Source organism: Gottfriedia acidiceleris, assembly GCF_050457485.1.
GTDB classification, from domain to species: domain Bacteria; phylum Bacillota; class Bacilli; order Bacillales; family Bacillaceae_G; genus Gottfriedia; species Gottfriedia acidiceleris_D.
The window spans coordinates 201,543-224,814 of record NZ_JBCMJM010000006.1; the positions used below are offsets into that span (position 1 = coordinate 201,543).

Genomic DNA, 23,272 nt, shown 5'->3' on the forward strand with positions numbered 1-23,272 from the left:
TAAGCATTTGGAAATAAGATTAAACGGAAAGAATATCGATATTTCGAGCAAAACCTGTACAATTCAGGATCTGCTTAATGAATATCAATTAGAAAACCGAATTGTTATTGTCGAGGTTAATAAAGAAATTATTTATAAGGAACAGTATTCGTTAACCTATCTCGCTAACGGAGATTCTGTAGAATTAATACATTTTGTAGGTGGTGGCTAATTATGTTAAAAGTAGGAAATCATACGTTTCATTCAAGATTATTATTAGGAACAGGAAAATACCCTTCATTTGAAGTCCAGAAAGAAGCTGTTGAAGTATCGGAAGCCGAGATACTAACTTTTGCTGTTAGAAGAATGAATATTTTTGAGGAATCCCAACCAAATTTTCTTGAACAATTAGATCTAACGAAATATAAATTATTGCCAAATACAGCTGGTGCAAAAACTGCTGAAGAGGCAGTTAGAATTGCAAGATTGGCAAAAGCGTCAGGCCTGTGCGACATGATAAAGGTAGAAGTAATTGGGTGTGATAAATCATTATTACCTGATCCAATCGAAACATTGAAAGCATCGGAAATGTTATTAAACGAAGGATTTATTGTATTACCTTATACTTCCGATGATGTTGTGCTAGCAAGAAGACTAGAAGAACTTGGTGTACATGCGATTATGCCAGGTGCATCTCCAATCGGTTCCGGAAAAGGAATTATTAATCCATTAAATCTTAAATTCATCATTGAGCAATCGAATGTACCTGTAATAGTAGATGCCGGAATCGGGTCTCCAAAAGATGCAGCTTTTGCAATGGAGCTAGGTGCTGATGGAGTTCTTTTGAATACTGCAGTTTCTAATGCGAAAGATCCTGTAAAAATGGCAATTGCAATGAAGCTTGCTATTGAAGCAGGAAGGCTTGGTTATGAGGCAGGAAGAATTGAAGAAAAGAATTATGGTGAAGCTAGTAGCCCAATCACAGGGTTGGTGAATTCTTGACAAACCGTTATGCAAAGCAAGAATTATTTTTAGGAAGAGATCGTCAATCAAACTTACAAAAAGCCAGTGCCATTATTATTGGTGTTGGTGCACTAGGCTCATCAATAGCAGAAATGCTTGTAAGAGCAGGAATTGGAAATATAACAATTGTTGACCGTGATTACGTTGAATGGAGTAATTTACAAAGGCAATCTCTTTATACTGAAGAAGATGCTAGAAATAAACTACCTAAAGTAATTGCAGCTAAAAATCGACTTCAACAAATAAATAGTGAAGTGTCCATTACTAGTTTAATAAAAGATATTACTAGTCTTAATATTGAAGAGATGATTAAAGGTCAAACAATCATACTAGATGCAACAGATAATTTTGAAACTAGAATGGTAGTGAATGATGCAGCAATTAAGCATGGGATTCCCTTTATTTTTGGTGCGTGTGTTGGGAGTTATGGTCTTTCGTTTCCAATTATTCCAGGAAAAACTCCTTGTCTTAACTGTTTATTAAATCATATACCAACTTTAAATATGACTTGCGATACAGTAGGAGTAATCAGTCCAATTGTGCAAATGATTGCTGCCTACCAAGTAACCTATGCCATGCAATATCTGACTAACTATGAACTTTTACCAATCTTACAATCGATTGATGTATGGAAGCATGAAAAGTCTGATATAAACATCGAAAAATTAAAAAATAAAAATTGTCCAACATGTGGTCCTATAAGAAGTTATCCATTTTTAAAAGATGATGACCATATGAAGTCATATGTTTTATGTGGAAGAGATGCAGTCCAACTAAGAGTATCATCTCCTAAAATCCCAACACTAACTAACCTTTCTGAAAGATTACAAGGGTTAGTAAATGATTTGATTATAAATCCTTATTTATTGTCATGTACTTATGAAGATCATCGCATTGTTTTATTTAAAGACGGTCGAGCGATCATTCACGGTACAAAAGAACCGTCTGTTGCTAAGGAACTCTTTCGCAAAGTTTTTGGTTAAAATAGTAAAAATACCCTTTCAAAGACTAATAATTTACTAGTCTTTGAAAGGGCTAATTATAACAATCTATATAAATTAATTAGACTCAAACTAAATACTTGTCACATAACGATACTAGCAAGACTGATGGTTTTAAAAAAACAATAGTCATCCAGCAGATATTAAGCCGAATATTTTATAAAACTATTAAATACAAAAAAGCAGGAAGACTTTAAAAGTTTCCTGCTTTTTTCTGTTTAAATTATGGTACGTCTACTATAAATGGTACGATAAACACCTTTCCATTTTGCTTAAACTGTCCCCATATTTTATACAATCCCTTTTTTGGAAAACTCGTCATGAATTCCGCAACAGGTCCGCTTGATTTTTCATTCATAGGATGCACATGTAAATATGTATTAGTGTCGCCACTAATCGCAACAACATGACCAACTGCACCTAAATAAGGCTGTAAATCATTAATATCTTTTTTGGTTTTAGCATCTTTGATCGTATATGTCATTTTAACTTCATTATCTGTTGTTAATTTATCAAATTTTAAAGTAACTTCTTTTCCATCAATTACTTTTGTCAATACTTTATCTGGTATTAGTGAAACTGGTCCTGCTGGTTGTCCCGATACCTTTACTAAATTGGATTTTACATTTTTATCAGAGCCCTTAGGTATAAAATCTGCAAATAACTTATACTCACCGCCATTTGGAAAGTTCGGTATGACTGTAAATAATCCTTTACCCTTATATTGTGGATGCAAATGGTCAAAAAAAGATAAATCCTTACTTACAATGATCAAGTGCATTAATTTTTCATGTTCGAGTTCAAACTGATCAACTGGTTTACCTTTTAAACTATTAACCTGGATGTTTAAATCTACTTTATTATCACTCTCTGGAATACCATTAAATGAAAATTTCACTTGAGTAGTATCTTTTTTTTCTTTTGTTTCATGATTCATATTTTGATGAGTTGATCCTACGTGTGACTTACTTTCACAACCACTTAAACCTAAAACAGTAAAAAAACTAAGTATCAACAATAAGTATTTCATCTAATTCTCTCCCCAGTATAGTATTTTTCCCAAATAAAAAGCGAACCCATAGTTCGCCTTTTATTAGTTCGATAACACTTTGATTAAACGATATCGTAACCTTGATCTTCAATAGCCTCTTTCACTTTCTCAATTGTTTCAGCGTTTGAAGTATTGAATGTTACTTCTTTATTTTCCAAACTTACGATTATATTATTTGTACCAGACACTCCTTCTACCGCTTTCATAACTGCAGCTTTGCAGTGTCCACATGTCATGCCTTCTACTTTTAAAATTGTTTCCATTACTAAATCCTCCTAAATTTTTATGCGTTTTAATCGTAATGCATTTATGACAACCGATACGGAGCTAAATGCCATTGCAGCACCTGCAATCCAAGGCTCCAATAACCCTAAAGCTGCAATCGGTATACCTAAACTGTTATAAAATAACGCCCAAAATAAATTTTGGCGAATGTTATTCATTGTTTTCTTACTTAAGCTAATAGCTTTCGGAATATGTGATAAGTCGCCACCTACTAGCGTAACATCCGCTGTTTCAATCGCTACATCTGCACCAGTACCAATTGCCATACCAATATCAGCTTTAGCAAGAGCTGGAGCATCATTAATCCCATCTCCAACCATCGCAACAATTTTACCTTGTTTTTGTAGTTCAGCTACTATATCTGCTTTTTTCTCTGGTAGAACTTCAGCAAATACATTTTCAATCCCAACTTGATCAGCAATCGCTTTTGCTGTGTGTTTATTATCACCGGTTACCATAAAAACTTCTATTTTTAAATCCTTTAATGCGTTTATCGCATTTCTTGAAGATTCTTTAATTGTATCGGCTACAGCAATTATTCCTTCAAGCTTCTCATCAATTGCTACTAACATTCCTGTTTTCCCGGCAGATTCAAATACGATTAATTGTTCTTCAATTGGAGAAAAATCGATATTCTTTTCATTCATTAACTTTCGAGTACCAATATATACCTTTTTATTTTCAATTAAGGCTTCTACCCCATGTCCAGGTATGGCAATAAACTCTGTAAGATCAGTTAGTTGCAATTCCTGTTTAACAGCGTATTGAACAATTGCTTGTGCTAAAGGATGCTCTGACATTTTCTCTACACTTGCAATGAGCTTCAATAAATCATCTCGATGATTTAAATTAATGATATCTGTTACTTCAGGCTTTCCTTTTGTAACAGTTCCTGTTTTATCAAGAATGATAGTATTAATTTTTTGGGTAGTTTCTAAAAATTCTCCACCTTTGTATAAAATCCCATTTTCCGCACCTTTTCCACTTCCAACCATAATCGAAGTTGGTGTAGCAAGTCCTAAAGCACAAGGACATGCTATGACTAATACAGCTATCGCTACTTCAATTGACTTAGGCAAATTTTGTGGATCGACTACAAAAAACCAAATGATAAATGTCAATATAGCTATGCCAATTACAATTGGAACGAATATATTCGAAATTCGATCAGCTAATCTTTGAATTGGAGCTTTTGAACCTTGTGCTTCTTCAACTATTTTCACAATATTTGCTAATGCCGTATCCTTACCAACCTTCTCAGCACGTATTGTTAAAATACCATTTCCATTAACTGTTGCCCCAACAACTTTATCATCGGTCTTTTTATCAACCGGTAAAGACTCACCTGTAATCATTGATTCATCAACTGTAGATACTCCCGAAACAATAACACCATCCACTGGAATTTTCTCACCTGGTTTAACAAGTAGTAGTTCTCCAACTTTTACTGCTTCCAATGGTACATAAACTTCATTTCCATTTTCTAAAACAATTGCTTCCTTAGCTTGTAATTCCATTAATTTTGAAATTGCTTCAGTCGTTTTCCCTTTAGCTATATGCTCAAAATATTTTCCAAGCAAAACTAATGTGATTAAAACCGCACTTGTCTCAAAATATAGATGCGGCATATACATATCATTATTAATTGTCCTAATTGACTCAACTAAGCTATAAAAATAAGCAGCCGATGTTCCAAGTACAACAAGCACATCCATATTCGCACTGTAATTTCGTATTGCTTTAAAAGCTCCTACATAAAAATGCCAACCTATAATAAATTGAACAGGAGTTGCAAACAATAATTGAAACCATGGATTCATTAATAAATGTGGCATCCAAATATTTGTACTAAATGGAAGATGAGATACCATCGAATACAATAGTGGAAGTGAAAGTAAGATTGAAACGATTAATTGAATCCGTTTGTTTCTTGTTGTGTCTTTTTCTTTCACTACATTTTCGTCTTTTATAGCTGCAACGTAACCGATGTGACTAATTTTATCTATTATGGATTGGACTGAGCGTACTTCAGGTAAATAAGAAATCGTTGCTATATTCATAGCTAGATTCACATTAATTTGAACAACTCCATCCATTTTCCCTATTACTTTTTCAATTCGAGCTGAACAAGCAGCACATGTCATTCCTTCAATATTTAACGTAATTTTTTCAACTGCAACCTCATAACCAATCGAATGGATTTTTTCTATTAAATCTGAAGTTTGATATTGCCCTTTATCATATATAATAGTAGCTTTTTCTAATGCAAGATTCACATTCGCATTTAAGCCATCCATTCGATTTAAGCTTTTTTCGATTCGGGTTGCACATGCGGCGCAGGTCATACCCTCTATACCGAGGGTTAACTGCTTTGCATCATTCATTCTAATCCCCCCCTTTACTTTACGTAACGCTTAATAACCTCCATTAATTCGTTAACCGATTCTTCGCCATTGTTTTCTTTAACTGCCTTAACCATACAATGATTCGCATGTCTTTCAATTAATGAGAAACTTACTTTTTTCATAGCAGCTTCAACTGCCATAATTTGCGTCAAAATATCTATACAATATCGGTCCTCTTCGACCATTTTTTGAATACCTCTTACTTGCCCCTCTATTCTACGAAGACGCTTCATTAAATCATTAATTTCGTCTTCACTTCTTGGAACCATTTGATCATCATGGCAATTTTCCATTTTATCACCTCAACATTATTATATACTCATAGGGGGTATAGGTGTCAATTTTTTATTCTATTTATTTTAAGTTGTCCATATGATGATAAAAAGCGAATAGTTAGGGGGTATCATATATGTTCACCAGTTGGGTATGTATTAGCATAATGCTCTTAATAACAATCATTTCGATCCACCTCAAACCAACAAAAAATGACCAGATGCATCAAATGATGTATATGATGATGATCAGTATGACTACTGGTTTAACAATAGGTGTACTCATTACACTTTCAAATCACCAACAATTTTTCCATTCCTTACTCATTTCGATGGGTTTACCTGCATTAATCGGATTATGTATCGGCTTTCGATTACATTTCCTTGCACTACTTGAGGGGATTTTTACTGGAATGATGGCCGGTATGATGGGGAGCATGATCGTCGTTATGATTTCAATTTCAGAAGCACATGCTTTATTATTAATTTGTTTATTATTATTAACTTGTTCAACTATATTTTGTTCTACAATGTTTCTAAGTCAGCGATTCCCAAAACTACTATCATCATTCTTTCCAGTAATTATTATTTCTAGCCTGCTACTAATCTTAACGGTGTTTTATTCTTTTACTCATTTTGAAACTACTGTTTTTTCAAACTACGATCAAAATCCCCATAAATTTTTAAAAGGCTGATTTATTCAACTTTAGTGCTATTATTAAGTAGAAAATAATTAACATAGAGGACAACAAAAAAAGAACAGACATTGATGATTTCTTTTTCAAGTCTGTTCTTTTTAAAAATCTTAAAATACAAATATATTATTTATTTACTAGTTTCTAAGCTCTCGACAAATGGCCATGATGGAAGCATTTTACTATGTGGTTTATCTTCACGATCACCTAAAGCATTTTCAGCTTGCGTAATTATGTGAATTTCTCTTGTAGCCTCATATATGTCAGGAGCTTTTACATTTCTTAGAAATCTTTCTACTGGATACTCGTTCGAATATTCGTAAACACCGTGAATTTGAATAGCATCATTCGCTGCTTCAAACGCAGCATCACATGCAAACCATCTTGCAAGCGAAGTTTCATGAGTATTTCGTTTCCCTTCATTTTTTAACGAACCTGCTCGATAGACTATTTGACGAGAGATTTCTAGATTTGCAGACATCTTGGCAATCAATTGCTGTACTAATTGATGTTTTTCTATTTCTTTTCCAAGTGTTTTACGTTCATGACAATATTTAATACTTTCTTCTAAGCATGCATTAATTAATCCACAAGCACCTGCTGCTACAGTATACCTACCATTATCTAAAGCAGACATTGCAATTTTGAAGCCTTCACCCTCTTCTCCTAATAAATTTTCTGCCGGTACATGAACTTCTTCTAGGAACACTTCTCCAGTATTCCCTGCACGAATACCTAGCTTTCCTTTGATTGCTTTTGTAGTTAATCCCAGGAACGTTCGTTCAACTATGAAACAGCTAATGCCGTGATGGTTCTTATCTTTATCCGTTTTTGCAAAAATTAAGAAATGATCGGCTACATCACAAAGCGAAATCCATGTCTTATAGCCATTTAAAACATATTTATTTCCTTCTCGTCTCGCTGTTGTTTGCATTGCAGCAACATCCGAATCAGTATTTGGTTCTGTTAAACCAAATGCACCGATCTTTTGACCACGCGCTTGTGGTACTAGATACTTTTCTTTTTGAAATTCATTGCCCCACTGTAATAAAGTCATGCTGTTCAAGCCAGTATGAACTGATACGGCAGTCCTGAATGCAGTATCACCCCGTTCTAACTCATCACAAACAATCGCTAATGTATTGTAATCCATTCCGACACCACCATATTTCTCCGGAATACAAACTCCCATTAACTCTAAATCAGCTAATCGTTTCAAGATTCCTCTTTCAAAATGCCCTTTTTCATCCCATTCTTGAATAGAAGGAATAATTTCGCGATCAACAAATTTACGTACCACTTTTCTTACTGATTCTTGTTCTTCCGTTATTGAAAAATTCATCATTTCAAATTCCTCCTTTACAAATTGTTTTTACTTTTTATATAACGTCTTACAAGGTACTCTTATTGACCAATAAAATAAGGTTTTCAATTTCAATAAATGCTTTTCAGCTTGTTAATTTTATATAATACGCACACTGTTAGCGCTCTCTTTTTGATTTATGTTTTTTCTTAATTTCCAAATGGATCATACATTTTTTCTCGGATAAACAATGCTGGAATAAGTGCAGATATGATATAAGCAATTCCTAATGTAGCCAAGCCGAATCCGATTGATTGAGATTCTGCAATGATGCCAATAACATAAGGTGCGATTGCTGACCCAATTCTACCAATGTTATAGGAACCTCCAACCGCTGTACCACGAATAGAAGTAGGGAAACTTTCGCTCATATAAGTTGCATTAACTGCATAAGGCATTCCATAGAAAAACCCTAATATTGTAAGTAAAGCAATAATATTAGTCGGTGAATTATAAAAATAAATAGCTGGTAAAACAATTGCTGTTGACACTCCTCCAATGATAAACATTGTACGGCGTCCAAAACGATCTGCTAGCCAACCTGTAATGATTTTCCCTAAGATTGCTGCTGAATAAGTTCCAACAATGTATCCTGTCATCTTTTTAAAATCAAAACCTAAATCAGTTACTATATATGTAGGAAGCCAAGTACTTACTCCGTAATAAGCAAATTGCAAGAAGCTTGCAGTAAAAACCCATAATATAAAAATTGATCTTGTTTTCGATTCTTTAAAGATTACCAACCATTCATTTTTCTTTGATTCTTGACATTTTTGTATTTTATCTGTCCATCCTTTAGGCTCTGGAATCCTAAATCCAATGTAAAAGGCCAATACCACAGGTATAATCGCAATAAAGTAAAGTGGTCTCCATCCGTATTGAGGTAAAATGGAGCCAGCTAATAATGCTGAGACTAAATATCCTACTGAATAAGCCGCTTGTAAGGATCCTAGAATTGTCGTTCTCTTTTTTGTAGGTACGTATTCTGCCATCAACATCGTACATATTGTATATTCCGCTCCAATTCCGATGGCAGAAATAAGTCGAATAATAATAAATTGTTGGTAAGTTTGAGCAAACCCTAGTAACGCTGTTCCGACAGAGAATAGAACCATCATCCAAGCTACCATTCGAACTCGGCCTAAACGATCAGATAGCCATCCCCCTGTAATTCCACCAATTGCCATACCTACTAAAGACCATGTAGCAATTAGTCCCGCATCCACTGCTCCAATATTGAACTCTTTCATCAAACTTGGCATCGTTATTGAAAGCATTTGTAAGTCCATACCATCAACCAAGAGACCTAAAAAACAAGTAACAAAGACTACAGTCCATGTTCGATTAGATGTATTCTTCTCCATCATTAACACCACTTCTTTACCTATTCTTATACTTTAATTTTCGAGTTCTTTTAAATGGGAATGGACTTAATTTTTCACTAAAAAAAATATTATTTAATTGAAATAAGATGAATTCTGTTATTTAAAATTCTCATATATTAAGTTGACTTTTTCATTCTTAAAAGTTTCAATTTCTTATCGATTAAACCCAAACCCGATCAAGTGTATTGATTGGTCCACATGGATTATTATTAAATGATTCCAAACCATTCATCCGCTATTTTTGTTAACTATACACCGTTCTATATTAGAGGAATCAGTATTTCCCTATTTATAATCCGAGCATTAGCTGTCGCAAATTGCTCATCAATCGATAATTCAGCCACCTCTAACCTCTAGTACACAACAAAGACGCAGAAATTGTCCGTCTTTTCCAATTGCAATAATAATATCAAAATATCTCGTTTTAAAATTCTGATAATGTATTAAAGTCGGACGTTGATTTCCATATCGTAAAGGAAGTTTTCCCATATCTAGGAAACCTATTCCAATATTAAGCAATATCTGTTATTTCACTTCTTAATATACTAACTATAATAAATAATTCATAATATCGGAATTTAAATTCCTTTATTATGAATATAAATATAATTTTCTTTAGGGTCAATTATTTTTTTTTGAAATAAGCTTCTTATTTTTGGTAATTAAAATCGATCAATTCTAATATCGTCGTACCTCTGTATGGCCAATTATATTAGTATGATATAATGTATTTATTAACTAAATCGGAATGGAATTGGCTTGGGGGAACATATTTATGAATTCAAAGATTTCGTCAACAGTTCAACGCGCAATAAAAATTATTAACTATTTAAATGAAAATTACGGGCCACAAGGAATAAAAGATATCAGCGAAAACCTTAATATTTCACCTCCAATCACTCATAGACTTCTTACCACTTTAAAGTTGGAGGGAATGGTTTATCAGGATATCAATTCTAAAAAATATTCACTCGGTACGGTATTTATTGATTATGCAAATAAAGTAATTTCTGATGTGCCAATTATTTCTTTAATTGATCCACATTTAATGAAGTTACGGGACGAAACTGGGGAAACTGTAGGCTTATATATGTTAACGGGAATGGATCGATTATGTGTTGTAGAACACGAGAGTAAACAGGAAATAAGCAGAAGAGCGGGTGTTGGGAATAAAATACCACTTCAACTTGGTTCAAGTGGACGAGTAATTTTAGCATTCCTAAGTGAAGATATAAAAGCTCAAATATTAAGTTTCCTATCCGAGGAAGAAAGAAACATACTTCAAGCGAAACTAGAAACAATCGTAAAAACTGGTTACTCAACTAATGAAGAAGAACTTACAGACAATGTCGCTGCATTATCTGCTCCTGTATTCGGTTCAAAAGGTAAGGTTATTGGCGCTATAGCCATTTCAGGCCCTCTTTTTCGCTGGAATAAAAAATCAATGGAACAACATATACCGTTATTGTTGAAAACTAGTGAAAATATATCTAAATCGTTATATTAAAATAAGTTTTCACCAAACTACCAAAATAGTGTATTATAAAAAAACTTGTCGACTGACGGGCCGTTTAGACGAAGTCAAAGCTGTGTTGCACTTATACTTTATTACTATAATTGGCAACTACGTCGAGTACCCATCATCGCTACCAACTTATAATTACTTAAAGTGAAATAAAAAAATAGGAATCCCTAATTCTGCTATAATTGGCAGAGTAAGGGGTTCCTTTTTTTATATTAAGATTATTTATTAACCGAAACTTTATAATTAACAATTTCATCAAAATACTTTAAATGAATTTGTTCTTTATTAATTTCATCCTTAAAATATCGTTCATGAATCAATACTTTTGCAATATACTCTTTTCGAACATGATCTTTCGCATCTTCAAGAGCAGTAACTGCTTCAACTAAATCAGCCATTTTATTTACTATTTTCTTAACATAGTATGTTTGCGTATTAGCATCTAAAGTATACAGATATTGAACAATTTCATTTAATTCATCCAGCTTTTTCTTTATTATTTCACCTTCATTTACTAATGTTTGAGGTATATCTAAAAATTTTTCTTCAATGAATAATTTAAAGGCTTTGTATCCATTCATTTTGTTAAACAGTCTCAAAATCTCTAAACCTAAAATATTTGCTGTTCCTTCCCAGACTGTAAGTACTTGTGCATCTCTTAAAAGTCGAGGTGTAACAAAATCTTCAATATAACCATTTCCTCCATGCATTTCAATCGCTTCATGTGAGAAATGAATTGCTTCCTCAGCAGTACGCATTTTTAAAATAGCAATCAAAAGTCTTACTAGTGTTTGCTCCTCGGTTGTTCCATTTTCTTTCCCAACTACTCGATCATATAAGGCCACTAAATTAAATACTGCACTTGTTTGTACTTCTTGAATAGATGCAAGTTTTGCTAATGTCTCTTGGATCATCGGAAAATTTGTTAGTAATTGTCCAAATGCTAGCCTATTTTCTGCATATTTCTTCGCTTCTACATAGGCCCTTCTCATAATTCCAACTGATGCTACAGCATTACATATTCTAGAAAGATTCAGTGCTTCCATCATATAGTTAATTCCTCTAGAAGGATCTCCGATTAGAAATGCTTTCGATCCATTAAACTCAACTTCTCCTGATGGAACCGCTCTAACACCTAGCTTATCTTTTAAACGACGAATCGTGAATCCGTTATTTGTACCATCATCATTCTTCCAAGGAACTAAAAATAAACTTAATCCCTTACTCCCAGGAGGTGCTCCCTCAATTCTTGCTAAAATCGTTGTAATACCACACTGACCTACATTGCTAGCAAAATATTTTTCTCCGTAAATACGATAGTAATCTCCTTCCTTAACTGCTTTCACGACATTGGCTCCAACATCTGAACCACCCTGTCTTTCGGTTAAAAAAGTCGCTCCTTCATATAATTCTGTTTCCCCAGTCGATAATAAATGAGGAAGATATTTTTCTTTTAATGCTTCATCTGCATATCTCTCAACTAAAAACGTAGCAGCCATTGATAATGTTACTGGACAATAAAAACCAGCTTCAGTCTGTGATAATAAATAACCTTGCGCATAGGAATAAATATAATTCCCCTTTATACCAAGTTCTGGAATTGGCTTATGGACATAGCTAACAATCCCTCTATTATAAGTATCTTTTACAGTTTGTTTATAACCTTCATTTACCCAAACATGTGAAATGTCATTACCATATGCATCATATTTGATTAAACGTGGTTGGCCTTCTCTGTCTGTGTGAATTGCACGTTGATCGATTTCATTCGCACAAAGCTCTCCAAATTCTTTTAATTCTTTATTAGCCCATGTAAAAAAATCTTCATTAAAATATTTTCTTAAAATCATCTGTAGATTAAGATCTTCTTTATAAAAATTCATTAAGCCTTCCACATCCTTTTTCGGAAGTATTTCTTCCCAATTCAAATAAATTTCGCTCAAGATTACTCTTCATTCTCATAATTTCTTCTTTTAATTGGATTAAATCGTTTATTTTTTTATCTAACTCTATAATCTTCTGATTCCCATATTCAATTGTTTTTTGTAATTGTTTTTCACCTGTTCGATCAATCATAAATAAATCAATCATTTCTTTTATTTCTTGTAAATTAAAGCCTAAATTTTTACCTCTTTGAATTAAATAAAGACGTGTACAATCTTTTTGAGAGTACCTTCTTCTACCACTTTCAGTATAGGTAGGCATTAATAATCCGATTTCTTCATAATATCTAAGGGTTCTATGAGTCGTATTAAATTCATTCGTCATCTCTCGAATCGAATAAAACTTCAAAATGCCCTCCTCCTTCTAGCTATAGATTTATTATAAATCTTACGTAAACGTAAGTTTCAAGATGGATTCCTTCGACAAAAAATTCGAGGATAATAGACTTTTTAAAGTATTTATTCTTAATACCTCCTACTTTTCCTGCCTTTTTTTGGTATAACGTTTTAAAGTTCTGCAAAACATAAAATTATCTGTAGCCTAAGGTTTAATAAATTGAATTAGTTCCATCATGGTGAACTAGAAGGAGATTACAATGAGGAAAACAATTGCAGATTTACTAATTGATTCATTGATTCAGGCTGGAGTTACTAGAATTTATGGTATTGTTGGAGATTCTTTAAATGCTGTTTTGGATTCAATTAAAAACTCAAAAAGAATTGAATGGATCGGCGTTCGCCATGAAGAGGTTGCGGCTTTTGCTGCAGGTTCAGATGCTCTAATGAGTGGAAGTATCGCAGTTTGTGCGGGAAGCAGTGGTCCAGGTAATCTTCATTTAATTAACGGATTATACGATTGTCATCGAAGTCGTATTCCTGTTCTTGCGATTGCTGCACATATTCCAAGTATTGAAATTGGAAGTGAATATTTTCAACAAACTAAACCTGAACAATTATTTAAAGAATGCAGTCACTTTTGTGAAACAGTGTATAGAGCAGAACAAATGCCACGTCTAGCAACAATTGCAATGCAGCATGCAATCGCAAGAAAAGGTGTATCTGTACTTGTTTTACCTGGAGACATAGCTGCTTTAGAAGATCATCAAACTGTTCCAGAACAAGTAATTCATGTTACTAACCCTTTGATTTGTCCATCAAAACCTGAATTGGAAAAACTGGCTGGATTTCTTAATGATGGTAAAAAAGTTACATTACTTTGCGGAGCAGGCTGTGAAGGTGCTCATTCTCATTTAATGCTACTTTGCGAAAAGTTAAAATCTCCAATGGTTATTGCGCTTCGAGGAAAAGAATTCCTTGAATACGATAATCCATACAATGCTGGGTTAACTGGATTAATTGGCTACTCTTCAGGATATCACGCTATTATGGATTGCGATGTCTTATTGATGCTTGGAACAGATTTCCCTTATCGACAATTTTATCCGGACGATGCAGTTATTTTGCAAGTAGATATTCGAGCTGAACATTTAGGTCGACGAGCTGCACTTACTTATGGACTATGTGGAGATGTTAAAGAGACAATTAGTCAGTTATTACCTCTCTTAACAGATGTAAAAGACTCAAGCCATCTAGAAAAGTATGTTTCAGCATACAAAAATGTACGTGAAGATTTAGATAAATTTGCTGTAGGAAAACCAGGACGCACGCCAATCCACCCTCAGTATTTAACTAAGATTGTAAGTGATCTTGCAAGTGAAGATGCTATATTTACATGTGACGTCGGTACGCCAACATTATGGTCTGCAAGATATTTACAAATGAATGGAAAAAGAAGATTACTTGGATCATTTAATCACGGAACTATGGCTAATGCCATGCCTCAAGCAATTGGTGCTCAAGTTTCAAAACCAGATCGCCAAGTTGTCGCAATGTGCGGAGATGGTGGATTATCAATGTTAATGGGTGATTTATTAACAATACATCAGCATAAATTACCTGTAAAAATAGTTGTTTTTAATAATAGTGCACTAAGTTTCGTAGAATTAGAAATGAAAGCTGCTGGTTACCTAGAAACTGGTACAACTTTAGAAAACCCTAACTTTGCATCATTAGCTCAAGCGATGGGGATTGAAGGAATTCGTGTAGAAGACCCTGCTGATTTAGAATCCGCTGTACAACGTGCGTTTGAACACAATGGACCGGCATTAATCGATGTTTTAGTAAACCGTCAAGAACTAGCAATGCCTCCTAAAGTAAGCATTGAACAGGCGCATGGATTTACACTATGGACATTAAAAGCTGTATTAAATGGCCATGCAAGTGATGTAATTGATCTTGCTAAATCGAATCTTTTGGATCGATTCCATCTATAAAAATGAACCCGTTCGATTTGAACGGGTTTTTGTTTATTTAGAAAATTGGTAGCCAATATTCCATACTCATAACAGCTTCAAAAGTATCTAATTTAGCACGTTGCTCAAACAAAAAAAAAAAACCCGTTCATTTAAAACGGGCTCATCTTTAAATTTGTTCAGTAAGTTTTCCATTTTCAATATAAACAACACGGTCACACAAGTCTAGCATCCTTTTATCATGAGTGACCATTATCGCAGCTTTTTGTCTTTGCTTTACTTCTTTAGATAGCATTTCAACTACTGATCTTCCTCTTTCAGAATCGAGACTAGCTGTAGGTTCATCCGCAAAGATCACTTCTGGATCATTCATTAGTGCTCGTGCAATGGCTACTCGTTGTCTCTCTCCTCCTGATAAATTTTCTGGATAGTTTCCCATCCTCTTTGATAATCCTAATTGTTCAAGTAATTCGTTAGCTTTCTTCTCTGCAACTTTGTTTTTTATTCCAGCTAATTCAGCTATTAATAGAAGCTGATCTTTAACTGTTAAATACGGGATTAAATTAGACATTTGAAAAATGAATCCGATTTTAGATAATCTAAATTCATTCAGTTTATTTGCTGGGAGTTTACTTATTTCAATATCATCTATTAAAATTCTCCCACTAGTCGGAGATAGTAATGCTCCTGCTATTGAAAGGAAGGTACTTTTACCTGAACCAGACGGTCCTACAACTGCCACTAGTTCACCAGCTTTTACTTGCATAGAAACTTGATCTAATACCGTTGTTGCTAAAGAATCTCCGTCATTGTATGTTTTGCTAATATTATCTAGTACTAGTTTATTACTCATTAAAAAGCCCTCCCTATTGCTTCAATCGCATCAATTTTTACTACTTTTAATAAAGATATTAACGAGCCGACTATTGCTACAAATAGGAATAATAATGAACTTCCGATGATTAACTGAGCATCAAATACAAAAGGTAAGCTAGCAGGTAATACTTTAGATAATCCAAATGTGATTGAAATACTTATCATTAGACTTAATAGTGTAAGTGTTAAAACTTGAAAAATAATATTCTTAGCTAAATAACTAGTTTTTGAACCAATTGCTTTTAGCACGCCAAATTGATTGATTTTTTGTATCGTAATGATATAGAAAAAGACTGCTAACACAAATGCTCCGATAAAGAATAGAAATACAATCATCATTAATAAAGAACCCTGTTCTTCTTTATAACCAGGTATGCCTTTTAATGCCTGATTTTTATTAATTACTTCTACTCCTGAGACTTTTTCACTTACCTTTTTTGCCGTACTTTCGTTTGTTTTTAACGCAATTGCATTAAATGAATTCTTACTATTCACCATCGACCACTCTTTGTAATTCATATGGATAACCGGTGCGTGACTATATGATTGATTCTCGGTAAATCCAACAACTTTAAATTCTTTACCCGAGATTTGATCTGAAATATTGTCCCCAAGCTTGATTCCTTTTTCTTTTAAAGAAATATCTCCTACAACTTCATTCTTTGTTGAATTATTAATCATTTCTCCTTCAATTACCTTTGGAGACGCTAAACCATTCACATCAATTCCAAATAAGGTAGCATCAATTTTTTTAGATGTTCCATCCTTTAGAAACGTAGTCATTTGAACTCCTAAAGTAGCGGAATTCTTGTCAGTAACAAATTTCTGAACTTCATTTATTTGATTTTCCGTTAACATTGAATGATTAATTTGTTTACCCGATTCCTTTTGTAAAACAAAATAATTTGAGGCCATGCTATCAATAGAAGAAGCATTATCAAAAGATAATCCTTTCGCTAATCCTGAAACGAATAATACTAGGAATGATATAAGGATCATGATTAGACTTATTAATAAAAATCGTAATTTTGCGTGTTTAAATTCCCTTAATGCAAGAAACACCTGTCATTCATCTCCTTTAACATACTAAATTTTAAAGAGTGTAAAAAGTAGAATCACTCTTTGTAATTTAAAGTATAGGAATGTTAGATGAACAACAGGTGAACAGTCGATTACAATTAAAAATCAGAACTCTTTAATATTAGGTATAAATAGATGAAATTTAGTTCCTTCGCCTACTTTACTGCTTACTTCTATATGGCCATTATGTAATTCAATGATTTGTTTAACAATGGCTAAACCTAAGCCACTACTGGATTCCTTTCGATTTCTTGATTTATCAGCAATAAAAAATCGATTAAATATTTGTTCTAGATCATTTTCGGAAATGCCAATTCCAGTATCTTGAAATTCAATTTGAACATACTCTTCATTACTACTCAGTTTTATTGAGATTGACCCACCTTCATGATTAAATTTAATGCTATTCGTCATTAAATTTGTCCAAACTTGATGCAGTAGATTCTTATCAGCATACACAAAAGTTTGTGGTAATTCCAAATCAATGGCCAACTCTTTGTTTCTCCAACTCCATTCAGTTGTAAAAACTACTTGTTTAATTTGTTCGGCAACATCAAAAGATGTTTTTTGCAATATACTTTCTTCCTTATCCAAGGCAGCTAACGTTAATAATTGTTTACTTAACAAAGACATTCTTTTACTTTCTTCTTCTATAATCGATAAGTAATGATTCTTTTGTTCTTCTGTTAATTTTTCTGTTTGTAGTGACTGCGAAAAACCTTGTATCGATGCAAGTGGTGATTGAATTTCATGAGATACATTCGAAACAAACTCCTGACGCATCGCTTCAATTTGTCCTAATCTTTGTGACATATGCGAAAAGTGATTAGCAAGTTTTCCTATTTCGTCTTGGCGTTTAATTTGCAATTGAACATTATATTTTCCTTCTGCAATTTTTTTAGTTGCTTCAGTTAATTTAATAATCGGTTTTACAATATATCTTGTACTAACTAGAACGAATACGATACTTAATACAATTGTCAGTAAAAGGAGAATAGAAAAGAGTATACGTAATTCACCAAATTGAAGCTGTACATTTGGACGCATAAAAAGCGCCAAATGATTAGTAGTCGACTTTATAGGAACACCAACTGTATTACTCAATGTATTATCAAAAAAACCAGTCACAAATAATGATGTAGGAAATTCGGCAATTCCATGATAGACCTTTCCGTTTAAAACAGAATCAATCACTTTACGATCTAGTTTTTTTTCTCTAAAAGAACCACCATAAAAAGACTGATTTCCTTGTTGATCTACTAATAAAATTTGATATCCCAATTTACTAATACTTTTTAAGTAATTGCTTAATTCGATATCATTATTTTTTTCATAAAAAGCACCAACGTCTAAAGCCATTTTAGTTAATTTTTTATCATTATAAGGCTTTAGATTATAGTGGTAATACACATTTGAAAGAAAGAAAGCCAATAAACTGCTACAAATCATTACACCGAGGATTGTAAGAACAATTCTTATGTATAAAGTTTTCACTTTCTAGTGACCTCCAATTTATAGCCAACACCGCGAACGGTTTTTATACTAAAGTCATTCGTTAAACTAGAAAATCTTTCGCGTAAACGTTTAATATGAACATTTATTGTTCGATCATCACCTTCAAAATCAGCACCCCAAATTAATTGAATCAGCTCATCACGTGTAAAAATTCGATCCGGATAACTTGCCAATTGAGATAATAATTCAAATTCCTTCATTGGAAGCATAAGTAATTTTCCATTACAGTAAACTTCATAGCTTTTTCGATCGATAACGGTTTCGTTCAGTTTTATTTTTTGAGCACTAATCATATTGTATCTTCTTAACAGTGCCTTAATCCGGAATAGTATTTCTTTTGGTTCAAATGGTTTAGTCAAATAGTCATCTGTGCCTACTGCAAAACCTTTCTCTTTATCAGAAAGCTCACTTTTTGCAGTTAACAATATTACTGGAAAATCATAATACTCTCTTATTTCTTCACAAAGCTGGTACCCATCTTTACCTGGCATCATTATATCTACAATCGCTAAATTAATTTGTTGCTGCTCAAGCAATGCAGAAGCTTCGTCTCCGTTAGCTGCTTCAAATGTCGTATAGCCTTCAGTTTGTAAATACATTTTCAATAACTCTCTTATATGAGAATCATCATCCACAATTAAAATTCGAATCATAATTTATCCCCAATCTTTATATTTAGTCCAATTATTTTAAAAATCATATCATATTTTAATTTTAATATCCTTTTACTATTTTTCATGGGCAGAAATGCGGATGTATTATAACATGAATAAAAAAATTTCTGTAATATAGTTTGTCCCCCATACATTTCTTTATATTTAAACATAATATTAATATGTAGTATAAATGGCTGTTTTCGTAAATCTTGTTGCTTTTTAAAGAGATGTCTAGTTGAATATAACCGGGAGACATCTCAAATTTCCACTTTTCTGATAGCCCTACAGAAACCCTACACCTTGTTTCCAACCAGCTTCTTTATTTACTGTGTGTTTTAAAAATGATCGGTTTATAAACAACAACCATTTCGAAAAGAGTCAATCATAATAGAATTGTGTTAGAAATAGTAATATTTGTCCCTACTTCCGAGATTATTATTTCAACATAATAATGTTAAAAAAAAGTTCCTTTATGGAACTTTTTTGCATATTATTGAAAAAATTAGTTGCCAATTAAATTTAGTGGCACTTTTAATCATTATTGATAATTTTATTTGAGTGCAACTTTATTCGTCAAACTCATTTTTTAATCTGAAAAATAAAAAATAAAAGAACTGTTCTACAACAGTCCTTTAGTTATGTATTTTAATAACACCTATTAAGAAGTTAGACATTTCAACTGCCTTCTCAAACTCTTTTTCTTTCACATAATAATCATACAACTCCTTACCATATCGTTTCATGAAAATAGTATGATTTCGTGACTTAAAGTATGGAAAAGCGGTCTTTTCTATGTACTGTATATACTCTTTCGTTTTATTTTCAATCAAATAGATCAATAAAGTGAAAAGAATTTGATAATGTTGATTCTTTAAATTATTCGCGATTGTTAGTCCTTTTTGAGCACTATTTAATAAAGCAGATTTGCGCATTAATTTACCTTCAAATGAACTTTTAAGATAATTATTCAGTCGTTGAAGATAAATTACCGATGGCTTTTTCTCCAATTGTAATGCTGCTTTATAATATTTTTGGGCTTTTTCATAATCTTTTCTTTTATAATATTCCAAAGCAAAGTTATTTAATAACATCCCTGTTTTATCTGGTGCATTGAGTGTTTCACTATCATGAATCAGATTCTTATATGATTGTTTCAAATTTTTAAAGTCTAAGTGCCCATCGTTGCTAGATTGTAAAAGCATAATCGATTCAGCATTTATGGCACGTAAATAATTACTTGTATCTTTAAAATATTTAAGCGCTTTTTCTGCGTATACATAAGCCATGACCTTAGAATCAACCCATCCATATGCTACTGCTAAATGATAGTAGTATTCTGGATTTCCGTATTCGTTTAGATCAATCTTCTTTAAAGTTTGTATTGCTTTATGATGATTCTCTGTACTTGAATTATTGTAATTATTTAAATAATAAATTCCTATTACGTGCAAAAGGAGATTTCTTTCAAAAGGAGGTAGATCTTTATAGTTCCCTTGTATACTTAGAATAATTGTATAAGTGTTTTTATAGTCGTTCTTTAAGAGATAATATCTTGCTAGTAGCAATTGATACCACGCATCATATTTTGGAGAATTAATAAAAGGGGTTTCTTCCAGATCTTTTTTACTTGAATCAACTTCCTTCATTCTTAATTTAATAATTGCTGTATGCCAATCTTGTAGTTTCCTTTCTAGATTTTCAAAATTAGCAATTTCTTTTCGAATATCAATTTGTAATCGTTCAGAAAATAAGGTAATAATCTCAGATGAATAGGATGTATTCCCTCTTTCAATTTTTCCTACGTGCTTGGAAGAGCAGATTCCTTTTCCTAGTTCTTCTTGTGTTAGCCCGGCTTTAGTACGATAAAATTTTATAACTTCTCCTTCGATCATTGATTGCTCCTCCTATCCTAAAACTTATACTAAATATACAATAGTTAAGAATAGATTCCATCATGCTATACACACAAATTATTAAGTTATTCTAATGAAAAATTAATAAGAAAAAATAGTAATTTAATACTAATTCTAATGTATAATAGGTAAAAGTTAATAGTTAATAAGAAAACCATGAACAAGACAAGTTTGTTCATGGTTTTTAAGTATATTTATTATTGAACACCTACAGCAGTATATGCATCCATTACTGCTTTTGTTTGTGTTGATGGTTGACCAGTAGTCTTGCTATCTGGGTATAAATCACGAGCAGCTTGAATAGCAGCTTCACGCATTTCTTTAAAACCAGAAGAAGGTGTTAAATACATTGTTAATGCACGGTAGTAAATTTTTTCTGCTACTGTACGTTGTAATTTAGTTACTGTAATGCCGTTATGTGTGCCGCCCTCAGCGATTAAGTATGCAGCCTTATTATTAATACTACTGTTAATGTGTACGCCACCTTTATCTTCTGTACCTAAATAACGATCCGCGTAATTATCTGGATATTTATTATCCTTTAAACCATAAATAGGACTAAGTGACTTAGATTTTGGATTGCTTAACGAACGAAGTCCTCCATCACCATCTTTTGTAGGAGTGTAGATATCTTCACCCATCTCCCAATCAGATGGAACTGTAGCACCTGCAGCATTCATTTCAGCTAATGCTCCGAAGATATCTGCCAATGATTCATTAATTGCACCAGACTCATCTTGATACGTAAGGTTTGCAGTATTTGAGATTACACCATGTGTCATTTCGTGACCTGTAACGTCCAATCCGCCTGCTAAAGAACCAAGAACAATTCCATCACCATCTCCGTATAGCATTTGCTTTCCGTTCCAAGCTGCATTATTCCATTTTGATCCGATATGGACCGTGCTGATTAACGTCATTCCTTTATTATCTAAACTGTTACGCTTGTGAACAGTTTGATAATATTTGTTTACCTTATCAGAATTCATATGAGCTGAAACTCCTGCAGGATCATAGAAGAAATTAGTTGAACTTTTTGTTTCTATTTCAAATCCTGTAAATCCGAATAGTGCTGAAAGAAGAATAAATGGAGTTTCACCCATACGATGAGCATCGAAAGTTGCAAGTGGCACGATATTTGGTGACGTTGTAGTACCACCAGCAATTGATCCACCATATAAATAACTAGTTCCAGTTGTAGTGTCTTTTCCTACAGGGAATGACTGCATTTTGCCAAATACGTCTAACCCTCTTCCAACCGCAACAGTAAGTTTTGCTGGGTCAGCTAAGTTGTCAATTGCATCAAAGCTGTCGATTATTTCTCCATTAGTTGCATCCACAAAATAATGGAAGTAACCAGGTGCTGGCACAGAAGTTGAAGCCTTAACTAAATATGTTAAATAATACTTTCCATTATGTGGGTAAATTGTTAATTCAGTATCAATTCCATCATAATTTTTAACAGTGCCAATTTGAGATTCGATACTCTCCTTAGCCGTTGCTTCTGCATCTTCTTTAGAAATAGCCGCTTCAGTTGGAATAATTGTACGTGATAATTTTTGAGTTATATTACCAAATGATGCGTATACATTGTTATTTGCGTCTAGTGCAACAGCTTGTCCAGATCCATAAATTGGAATTCCTTTGTACTGTTCAACTGTTCTGACATGGTAAGTATTTGTCGTACTGTCAGCTTGTTCACTAATAACTTTAAATTGTTCCCATGCGGAACCTGACCTTGCAAGACCTTCTACTTTTGAATTAAGAAAAGCTTTTACAATTTCATCCTTACTTAGAGCTTGATCAACTGTTGCTGCACTTGCTTTTACATTTACAAATGAAGGTAAAGTTGTTAAACCTCCTCCAAATGCTACAGTTAATGCCATTACTGCTGGAATTGCTTTTCTTCTCATTCTTTTCTCTTTTTTCAATTTCAAAACTTTCACCCCTTATTTAATTTTGTGCGATTGCAATTTTCATTATTGAGAAAATT

The 23,272-nt window shown here is 33.1% G+C and carries 20 protein-coding genes; 6 read left to right on the forward strand and 14 right to left on the reverse strand.

Annotated elements, in window-relative coordinates:
- Positions 1-7 precede the first annotated feature (7 nt).
- Genes thiS through ABEY15_RS06350 form a run of 3 tightly spaced genes read left to right on the forward strand, consistent with a single transcriptional unit; the run spans position 8 to position 1,985 of the window.
- Entirely contained in the window at positions 8-211 is a 204-nt protein-coding gene (gene thiS / locus ABEY15_RS06340) for a sulfur carrier protein ThiS (RefSeq protein WP_429889172.1), read from the forward strand.
- A 2-nt stretch (positions 212-213) separates the two neighbouring features.
- Complete coding sequence (locus ABEY15_RS06345; RefSeq protein WP_429889174.1) at positions 214-981, forward strand: thiazole synthase; 768 nt, start codon at positions 214-216, stop codon at positions 979-981.
- Complete coding sequence (locus tag ABEY15_RS06350) at positions 978-1,985, forward strand: ThiF family adenylyltransferase (protein ID WP_429889176.1); 1,008 nt, start codon at positions 978-980, stop codon at positions 1,983-1,985. Before ABEY15_RS06345 ends, ABEY15_RS06350 begins: the two co-directional genes overlap by 4 nt.
- Positions 1,986-2,226: 241 nt before the next feature.
- On the opposite strand, the gene ABEY15_RS06355 is transcribed toward ABEY15_RS06350, so the two are convergent.
- The 4 genes from ABEY15_RS06355 to ABEY15_RS06370 form a co-directional block, all read right to left on the reverse strand.
- Positions 2,227-3,033, reverse strand: a complete 807-nt coding sequence (locus tag ABEY15_RS06355) for a hypothetical protein (RefSeq protein WP_429889177.1) — start codon at positions 3,031-3,033, stop codon at positions 2,227-2,229.
- 83 nt (positions 3,034-3,116) lie between these two features.
- Complete coding sequence (locus tag ABEY15_RS06360; protein ID WP_088014159.1) at positions 3,117-3,317, reverse strand: cation transporter; 201 nt, start codon at positions 3,315-3,317, stop codon at positions 3,117-3,119.
- Between the two features lie 12 nt (positions 3,318-3,329).
- Positions 3,330-5,723 (reverse strand): heavy metal translocating P-type ATPase, encoded by a 2,394-nt coding sequence (locus tag ABEY15_RS06365; protein ID WP_429889178.1) that lies wholly within the window; start codon positions 5,721-5,723, stop codon positions 3,330-3,332.
- 14 nt (positions 5,724-5,737) lie between these two features.
- A complete protein-coding gene (locus ABEY15_RS06370) occupies positions 5,738-6,037 on the reverse strand; it encodes a metal-sensing transcriptional repressor (RefSeq protein WP_025671826.1) in 300 nt (99 codons plus the stop codon).
- Positions 6,038-6,153: 116 nt separating this feature from the next.
- Here ABEY15_RS06370 and ABEY15_RS06375 point away from each other — a divergent pair, with 116 nt between their 5' ends.
- Positions 6,154-6,711, forward strand: a complete 558-nt coding sequence (locus ABEY15_RS06375) for a hypothetical protein (protein WP_429889180.1) — start codon at positions 6,154-6,156, stop codon at positions 6,709-6,711.
- A gap of 130 nt (positions 6,712-6,841) precedes the next feature.
- On the opposite strand, the gene ABEY15_RS06380 is transcribed toward ABEY15_RS06375, so the two are convergent.
- Positions 6,842-8,053 (reverse strand): acyl-CoA dehydrogenase family protein, encoded by a 1,212-nt coding sequence (locus ABEY15_RS06380; RefSeq protein WP_429889266.1) that lies wholly within the window; start codon positions 8,051-8,053, stop codon positions 6,842-6,844.
- A 170-nt stretch (positions 8,054-8,223) separates the two neighbouring features.
- Positions 8,224-9,438 (reverse strand): MFS transporter, encoded by a 1,215-nt coding sequence (locus tag ABEY15_RS06385; RefSeq protein WP_429889182.1) that lies wholly within the window; start codon positions 9,436-9,438, stop codon positions 8,224-8,226.
- Positions 9,439-10,234: 796 nt separating this feature from the next.
- On the opposite strand from ABEY15_RS06385, the gene ABEY15_RS06390 reads away from it, so the two are divergent.
- Positions 10,235-10,966 carry an IclR family transcriptional regulator gene (locus ABEY15_RS06390; RefSeq protein WP_429889184.1) on the forward strand — a complete coding sequence of 244 codons (732 nt, stop codon included), beginning with the start codon at positions 10,235-10,237 and terminating at the stop codon, positions 10,964-10,966.
- A 236-nt stretch (positions 10,967-11,202) separates the two neighbouring features.
- Here the strand turns inward: ABEY15_RS06390 and ABEY15_RS06395 are convergent, their stop codons facing one another.
- The gene (locus tag ABEY15_RS06395) at positions 11,203-12,867 is read right to left on the reverse strand and encodes an acyl-CoA dehydrogenase family protein (RefSeq protein ID WP_429889185.1); all 1,665 of its coding nucleotides are present in this window, start codon (positions 12,865-12,867) and stop codon (positions 11,203-11,205) included.
- Entirely contained in the window at positions 12,854-13,276 is a 423-nt protein-coding gene (locus ABEY15_RS06400) for a MerR family transcriptional regulator (RefSeq protein WP_429889187.1), read from the reverse strand. The genes ABEY15_RS06395 and ABEY15_RS06400 overlap by 14 nt, the downstream gene beginning before the upstream one ends.
- A 247-nt stretch (positions 13,277-13,523) precedes the next feature.
- Here ABEY15_RS06400 and poxB point away from each other — a divergent pair, with 247 nt between their 5' ends.
- Complete coding sequence (gene poxB / locus ABEY15_RS06405) at positions 13,524-15,260, forward strand: ubiquinone-dependent pyruvate dehydrogenase (protein WP_429889189.1); 1,737 nt, start codon at positions 13,524-13,526, stop codon at positions 15,258-15,260.
- A 148-nt stretch (positions 15,261-15,408) separates the two neighbouring features.
- On the opposite strand, the gene ABEY15_RS06410 is transcribed toward poxB, so the two are convergent.
- The 6 genes from ABEY15_RS06410 to ABEY15_RS06435 form a co-directional block, all read right to left on the reverse strand.
- Positions 15,409-16,092, reverse strand: coding sequence for an ABC transporter ATP-binding protein (locus ABEY15_RS06410; protein WP_429889191.1), 684 nt, complete (start codon positions 16,090-16,092; stop codon positions 15,409-15,411).
- Positions 16,092-17,177, reverse strand: a complete 1,086-nt coding sequence (locus ABEY15_RS06415; RefSeq protein WP_429889192.1) for an ABC transporter permease — start codon at positions 17,175-17,177, stop codon at positions 16,092-16,094. The genes ABEY15_RS06410 and ABEY15_RS06415 overlap by 1 nt, the downstream gene beginning before the upstream one ends.
- A gap of 123 nt (positions 17,178-17,300) precedes the next feature.
- Positions 17,301-18,689 (reverse strand): sensor histidine kinase, encoded by a 1,389-nt coding sequence (locus ABEY15_RS06420; RefSeq protein ID WP_429889193.1) that lies wholly within the window; start codon positions 18,687-18,689, stop codon positions 17,301-17,303.
- Positions 18,686-19,363, reverse strand: coding sequence for a response regulator transcription factor (locus tag ABEY15_RS06425; protein WP_429889194.1), 678 nt, complete (start codon positions 19,361-19,363; stop codon positions 18,686-18,688). Before ABEY15_RS06425 ends, ABEY15_RS06420 begins: the two co-directional genes overlap by 4 nt.
- Positions 19,364-19,998: 635 nt before the next feature.
- Complete coding sequence (locus ABEY15_RS06430) at positions 19,999-21,258, reverse strand: helix-turn-helix domain-containing protein (protein ID WP_429889195.1); 1,260 nt, start codon at positions 21,256-21,258, stop codon at positions 19,999-20,001.
- A 218-nt stretch (positions 21,259-21,476) separates the two neighbouring features.
- Entirely contained in the window at positions 21,477-23,192 is a 1,716-nt protein-coding gene (locus ABEY15_RS06435) for a M4 family metallopeptidase (RefSeq protein WP_429889267.1), read from the reverse strand.
- Positions 23,193-23,272 lie beyond the last annotated feature (80 nt).